Origin of the sequence: Saccharomonospora saliphila YIM 90502 (genome assembly GCF_000383795.1) — a bacterium.
Lineage (GTDB): Bacteria > Actinomycetota > Actinomycetes > Mycobacteriales > Pseudonocardiaceae > Saccharomonospora > Saccharomonospora saliphila.
Window position 1 is genome coordinate 12,208 of the sequence record NZ_KB912675.1, and the last position, 5,796, is coordinate 18,003.

General features: G+C 71.6%; 7 protein-coding genes and 2 pseudogenes. 7 read left to right on the top strand and 2 right to left on the bottom strand.

All coding sequences use genetic code 11. The annotated features are described in order from the left end of the window. From SACSA_RS0112070 to SACSA_RS0112085, 4 genes and pseudogenes are all read left to right on the top strand, one after another. A pseudogene (locus SACSA_RS0112070) lies at positions 1–255 on the top strand (ATP-binding protein); the annotation flags it as partial. Between the two features lie 143 nt (positions 256–398). Beyond that, a complete protein-coding gene (locus SACSA_RS0112075; protein ID WP_019816179.1) occupies positions 399–956 on the top strand; it encodes a M23 family metallopeptidase in 558 nt (185 codons plus the stop codon). A 200-nt stretch (positions 957–1,156) separates the two neighbouring features. Continuing rightward, positions 1,157–1,753: a protoglobin domain-containing protein gene (locus tag SACSA_RS0112080; protein ID WP_019816180.1), complete on the top strand. Its 597-nt coding sequence runs from the start codon at positions 1,157–1,159 to the stop codon at positions 1,751–1,753. Between the two features lie 222 nt (positions 1,754–1,975). Further along, entirely contained in the window at positions 1,976–2,362 is a 387-nt protein-coding gene (locus tag SACSA_RS0112085; RefSeq protein ID WP_019816181.1) for a DUF488 domain-containing protein, read from the top strand. A gap of 18 nt (positions 2,363–2,380) precedes the next feature. On the opposite strand, the gene SACSA_RS0112090 is transcribed toward SACSA_RS0112085, so the two are convergent. Beyond that, positions 2,381–3,133 carry a cobalt-precorrin-6A reductase gene (locus tag SACSA_RS0112090; RefSeq protein WP_019816185.1) on the bottom strand — a complete coding sequence of 251 codons (753 nt, stop codon included), beginning with the start codon at positions 3,131–3,133 and terminating at the stop codon, positions 2,381–2,383. Positions 3,134–3,163: 30 nt separating this feature from the next. Here SACSA_RS0112090 and SACSA_RS0112095 point away from each other — a divergent pair, with 30 nt between their 5' ends. From SACSA_RS0112095 to SACSA_RS0112105, 3 genes are all read left to right on the top strand, one after another. Next, complete coding sequence (locus SACSA_RS0112095) at positions 3,164–4,240, top strand: cobalt-precorrin-5B (C(1))-methyltransferase (RefSeq protein WP_019816187.1); 1,077 nt, start codon at positions 3,164–3,166, stop codon at positions 4,238–4,240. A gap of 201 nt (positions 4,241–4,441) precedes the next feature. Continuing rightward, positions 4,442–4,669, top strand: a complete 228-nt coding sequence (locus tag SACSA_RS0112100; protein WP_019816189.1) for a hypothetical protein — start codon at positions 4,442–4,444, stop codon at positions 4,667–4,669. Further along, positions 4,666–5,082: a TA system VapC family ribonuclease toxin gene (locus SACSA_RS0112105; protein ID WP_019816190.1), complete on the top strand. Its 417-nt coding sequence runs from the start codon at positions 4,666–4,668 to the stop codon at positions 5,080–5,082. Before SACSA_RS0112100 ends, SACSA_RS0112105 begins: the two co-directional genes overlap by 4 nt. Positions 5,083–5,316: 234 nt before the next feature. Here SACSA_RS0112105 and SACSA_RS0112110 read toward each other — a convergent pair. After that, a pseudogene (locus SACSA_RS0112110) lies at positions 5,317–5,715 on the bottom strand (SAM-dependent methyltransferase); the annotation flags it as partial. Positions 5,716–5,796 lie beyond the last annotated feature (81 nt).

The window sequence follows — 5,796 nt, forward strand, 5'->3', positions numbered from 1 at the left end:
AGCCGCCGCAGCCAGCTGGAGGCCGCGCGGGAGGCGCTGCTGCGCCACCGCGCCCCGGACACCCCCGTGGTGGTGGCCCGCGCGGTCGGCAGCGACGAGGAGTCGGTGCGGGTGGACAACCTCGCCGGGTTCGACGCGGAGACGGTGGACATGCGCACCCTGCTGATCGTCGGCTCGTCGCGCACCCGGGTGCGGGAGCAGCCCGACGGCACCCGGGTGGTGTGGACACCGCGCGACTACCCGCTCGACGAGTGAGCGCGCTCAGCACGTCGAGCCCGACGGCGCCAGGGGCCGAAACGGAACCAAAGTCTGTTGTCCACGGGCACACCACTTGTTGGACTGTTTCCGTGCCGAGGCCGATCTCGGCAGTCCTTGACGAGACGAGGAGACAGGACGCGATGTCGAGCACGGTGAAGAAAGCCCTGCGCACGGTGTCGGCGACGGCGGGTGCGGTGGTGGCCGCCGCCGCGATGGCGGTCGGCGCGGCCGCGCCCGCCTCGGCCGCCGACTACTACTACGAACTGCCGTATCCGGCCGGTGAGGCCTACGAGGTCACGCAGGGCCCGGAGGGCACCTACTCGCATACCGGTCCGTACAACGAGTACGCGTGGGACTTCGGCCTTCCGGCGAACTACGAGGTCTCCGCCGCGCAGAGCGGCACGATCGTGTATTCCGGCTGGTCGCCGTACGAGGCCAACGGCATCGAGGTGCTCATTCAGCACTCGAACGGCCTGTGCACGCAGTACATCCACCTCAACCGCGCGCTCTACAACGCCGGAACGTGGGTTCCGCAGGGCCGCGTCGTCGCCTGGTCCGGCAGCACCGGCAACTCCACCGCGCCGCACCTGCACTTCCAAGTGATCGACTGCAACACCCGGGTGAGCCAGTACGCCGAGGTGCAGGGCTGGGTCCCGCCCACGGGTTCCTGGCCGGAGAGCGTCAACACCCGCGCCTGAGAGGGGAAGGGAGCCGGTCCCCGAACCGGACCGGCTCCGACGGCGACCCGCTCCTCGGGCATGAACTCGGTCGTCCACTCGGTGTCGCGCCACGGAGGGGACGGGGCTGCTCGGTACCCGGGTCGGGGCGGGTTTGCCCGTCCGCACCGGGGGCACGCTCGCGGTAGGCGACCCTGTGCGCGGACCCGAGGAGGCCGGGGATGACCACTCAGCAGAAGACCCAGATCGCCGGTTACGACTTCGGCCGGACGTCGACGCGGTCGCCGGTCACCGAGGAGGAGCTGGACAAGCTCCTGAAGACCGTCCTGTTCACCGATGACGACCGGGCGGCGCTGCGGATGGCCGGGGACGTGCTCGAAGACCAGACCGACCGGGTGCTGGACGTGTGGTACGGCTTCGTGGCCGACCACCCGCACCTGATGGCCTACTTCTCCACCCCCGGCGGGGAGCCGATCCAGCGCTACCTGGACCGGGTGCGGCCCCGGTTCGCGCAGTGGATCCTGGACACCTGCCGCCGCCCGTTCGACCGGGCGTGGCTGGACTACCAGGAGGAGATCGCCCTGCGGCACACCGCCGACAAGAAGAACGTCACCGACGGTGTGGACGCCACCACGCCCATCCCGCTGCGCTACCTCGTCGCGTTCATCTACCCGATCACGGCCACCATGCGGGACTTCCTCGCGGCCAAGGGCCACAGCGCCGAGGAGGTGGAGGCGATGCACCAGGCGTGGTTCAAGGCGGTGACGCTTCAGGCGGCGCTGTGGTCGCGCCCCTACGCACGGGAGAACCACGCGTAGGACGACGTCGCGGGGTGTCGCGTCCGGCTGTCCGGGGCCTGGCGGCGGATGGCGCCGCGGTACAGGTGATCCCCCGGCGGCACCACGAAACCCGCGGAGCGCCCGCGTCGGTGACGGCTTTCGCGGGTCTGCCCGCCGTGTCCGGAAGCGCCGTGCGGGTGCCGGCCGGTGCGCTCAGACTGGACGTGTCGGTCGATCAGACGAGGCATTCGGGGGCGGACCATGGCGGTGAAGTCGGACGACATCGTGGTGCGTCGGGTCTACGATCCCGACGTCCGGGACGGCTCGGCGCTGCGCGGCCGGGTGTTCCTCGTCGACGGCATGTGGCCGCGCGGCGTCCGCAAGGACGAGCTTGCCCTCGACGGCTGGCTGCGGGATCTGGCCCCCAGCTCGGAGCTGCGCAAGTGGTTCGGTCACCGGGCCGACCGCTGGGAGGAGTTCCGCGAGCGCTACCGGCGGGAACTCGACGACAACCCGGAAAGCGTGGCAACGCTGCGGGAGGCGTTGGAGCACGGCCCGGTGACCCTGCTCTTCGCCACGAAGGAGACCGAGCACAACAACGCCGTCGCCCTGCGCGACTACCTGACCGGCGCACTCGGCCGGAAGTGACACCGACGGTGACCCGGGTCAGGCCCCAGTGGTGTGGTGGTGAAGCCCCCGATGCCGGGCGAGCCACGCCCGTGCCCCGTCGACGTCGGTGACCACCTCGACGTCGGGGTGGGGTGGCCTGCGCACCATGACCACGGGGATACCGAGCTCGCGCGCGGCGGTGAGTTTGCCCTCGGTGTGCGTGCCGCCGCTGTCCTTGGTGACCAGTACGTCGATGCGGTGCTCGCGCATGAGCGCCGCTTCGTCCTCGGCGCGGTAGGGGCCGCGACTGAGCAGCACCTCGATCCTCGGGGGCAGCGGCGGCTCCGGCGGGTCGACGCAGCGGGCGAGGAAGAAGACATCCGTGACCCCGGCGAAGGCGGACAGGCCCTGGCGTCCGCTGGTGAGGAACACCCGGGTGCCGAGCTCCGGCACCAGCGCCGCCGCCTCGTCCAGCGAGTCGACCCAGCGCCAGTCGTCGCCGGGACCCGGCTCCCAGCCGGGGCGTTCCAGCCGCAGCAGCGGAACGCCCGCCGTCGCGCACCCGGCCGCGGCGGATGCGGAGATCCGCTCGGCGAACGGATGGGTGGCGTCCACCACGGCGGCCACGTCGTGTTCCGCGAGCCAGGACGCCAGCCCGTCCGGGCCGCCGAAGCCGCCGATGCGCACTCCGCCCTCGGGCAGTCGGGGGGCGGCCACCCGGCCCGCGAGTGAGGACGTCACGGGCACGCCGTCGGCCACGAGCGCGGCGGCCAGCGCCCTGGCCTCGGAGGTGCCGCCGAGGATCAGCACGCGCTGGGGGATACTGGACACGGTGAGAGTGTGACGGAACTGCGCTACGGCTGGACCACCGGTGCCTGCGCGACGGCGGCGACCACAGCCGCCTACACGGCGTTGCTGACCGGCGAGTTCCCCGATCCGGTGCCGATCGTGCTGCCCAAGGGCAGACGACCGGCCTTCGCCCTGACCACCGAGGATCTGCGCGGCGACTCCGCGAGCGCCGGGGTGGTCAAGGACGCCGGGGACGACCCGGACGTCACCCACGGCGCGTTGATCGTCTCCACCGTCCGAGCGGGGCAGCCGGGCGCGGGTGTGACGTTCCGCGCGGGGACGGGAGTGGGCACCGTCACGCTGCCCGGGTTGCCGCTGGAGGTCGGCGAGCCCGCGATCAACCCGGTGCCGCGCGAGCTGATGACCGATGCCGTGCGGCGGGTCGCGGCCGAGCACGGGGTCGGTGGGTCGCCCGATGTGGTGGTGGAGCTGTCCGTGCCACAGGGCGAGGAGATGGCCCGGCACACGTGGAACCCGCGCCTCGGCATCCTCGGCGGCCTGTCCATCCTGGGCACTACGGGTGTGGTCGTGCCCTACTCCTGTTCGGCGTGGATCGACAGCATCCGGCGGGGCGTGGATGTCGCCCGCGCTCTCGGGCACTCGCACGTGGCGGGAGCGGTGGGCAGCACCTCCGAACGCGTGGTTTCCGAGCTGTACGGGCTGCCGGAGACGGCGTTGCTGGACATGGGGGACTTCGCGGGCGCGGTGTTGAAGTACGTGCGCCGCCATCCCGTGCCACGGCTGTCGGTGGCGGGCGGGTTCGCCAAGATGTCCAAACTGGCCGCCGGGCACCTGGACCTGCACTCGAAGCGCTCGCAGGTCGATCTCGACCTGCTCGCCGAACTGGCGCGTCGGGCCGGACACGACGCCCTGGCCGCCGAGATCGGCGGTGCCAACACGGCCCTGCACGCGCTGGAGCTCGCCCGCGCGCACGACGTGCCCCTGGGTGACCTGGTCGCCGAGCGAGCCCGGCAGGTGGCGGCCGACGTCCTGGCCGACGCGCCCGTCACGGTCGACGTCGTCGCCGTCGACCGCGCCGGAGCGATCGTGGGCCGCGCCGGCCCGTAACCCCGCGAGTTGCCTCTTCCCGCGCGCGAGTTGCCCGTTCCGGCGCGCGAGTTGCCTTCTCCGGCCCGCGAGTTGCCCGTTCGCTCGCGCGAGCTGCTCACCCAAGCCCGTGATGTCCCTAGGAGTCACGAGTGCCTTCGCGCATCGCGCGAGTGAGGCTGATTCGCCTGCATCGTGATGAGAGGATGCTAAGATGCAACCATGCGCACCACCGTGGACCTGCCGGACGACCTGCACCGGCAGGTCGTCTCGATCGCGCGGGACACCTCGCGCACCCTGAGCGATATCGTGGCCGAACTCATGCGGCGGGGGCTTGGCCAAGGCAGCGCGGGGGAATTGAGCCGCAGCCCCAAGACAGGACTGCCGGTCGTGAGTCTCGGTACGGTCGTCACCACAGAGGATGTCCGCTCGTTGGAGGACGAGCAGTGACGGCACTGCTCGACGCCAACGTCCTCATCGCGCTTGTGGTCGCCGAGCATGTGCATCACGATGCGGCCGAGGACTGGCTGGCCGGTCACGACGAACCTTTCGCGACCTGTCCGATCACCGAGGGCAGCTTGCTACGCCTGCTGATGCGCGACGGACACAACGCTGATCTGGCGCGCGGCGTCCTCGACGCGCTGAGGGACAGCCCCCGCCACGAGTTCTGGCCCGATACGGTGAGCTACTGCGAAGTTCCGTTCGCCGGAGTGCTCGGCCATCGGCAGGTCACCGACGCCTATCTCGCGCAACTCGCCCGAACACGGGGCGGTCGTCTCGTCACTTTCGATCAGGGCCTGGTCCAGCTGCACGCGGATATCGCGGTCCTCGTGCCGACGGTCCCCGCCCAGCCGGCACACTAGCCGGGTGTCGGGGACCGCGTGTGCCGACCACGCGGGGCCGGCGCGGACAGCCGAGACGGACTGTCCGCGCCGGGGCTCGTCTGTCGCCCGCGACCGGAAGGGCGACTCCCGGACCGCCAGGGGCAACTCGCGGACTGCCGGGGTCAACTCGCGGGCTGCCAGGGGCAACTCGCCGACCGGGAAGGGGCAACTCGCGGGCTGCCGGGGGCAACTCGCGGGCGGGAGGGGCGAGGGTCAGGCTGGGCTGGTTTTCTGGGTGCGGTCCCGGTCGGTCGAGTAGAGGAAGCTGTCCGGGTAGTTCTCCGCGGCGAGGACGTCGCCGACGATGACGACCGCCGATTTCGTGATGCCCGCCTCGCGGAGCTTGGCCGCGATGTCGCCCAGTGTGCCGTGCACGACGATCTCGCCCGGCTGGGTGGCGTGGGCGACCACGGCGGCGGGGCAGTCGGCGCCGTAGTTCGGCAGCAGCTCCGCCACGCACTGCTCGATGCGGTTGACCGCCAGGTGCAGCACCAGGGTGGTGCGGCTCGCCCCGAGGGTCGCCAGGTCCTCGCCCTCCGGCATCGACGTCGAGCGCGCCTGCGCCCGCGTCAGGACCACGCTCTGCCCGACCGTCGGCACGGTCAGCTTTCGTGTCCGCGCTCACGCCCCGAGAGGCTACCGACGTGCCGCGACCCTCGTGCGGCGGCCACCATGAAGGCCGCGAGAATCATG

Bases quoted from the DNA above. Each gene is read 5' to 3' on its own strand.
- SACSA_RS0112100 (WP_019816189.1), top strand. From the start codon at position 4,442: ATGCGCACCACCGTGGACCTGCCGGACGACCTGCACCGGCAGGTCGTC.
- SACSA_RS0112075 (WP_019816179.1), top strand. From the start codon at position 399: ATGTCGAGCACGGTGAAGAAAGCCCTGCGCACGGTGTCGGCGACGGCG.
- SACSA_RS0112080 (WP_019816180.1), top strand. From the start codon at position 1,157: ATGACCACTCAGCAGAAGACCCAGATCGCCGGTTACGACTTCGGCCGG.
- SACSA_RS0112085 (WP_019816181.1), top strand. From the start codon at position 1,976: ATGGCGGTGAAGTCGGACGACATCGTGGTGCGTCGGGTCTACGATCCC.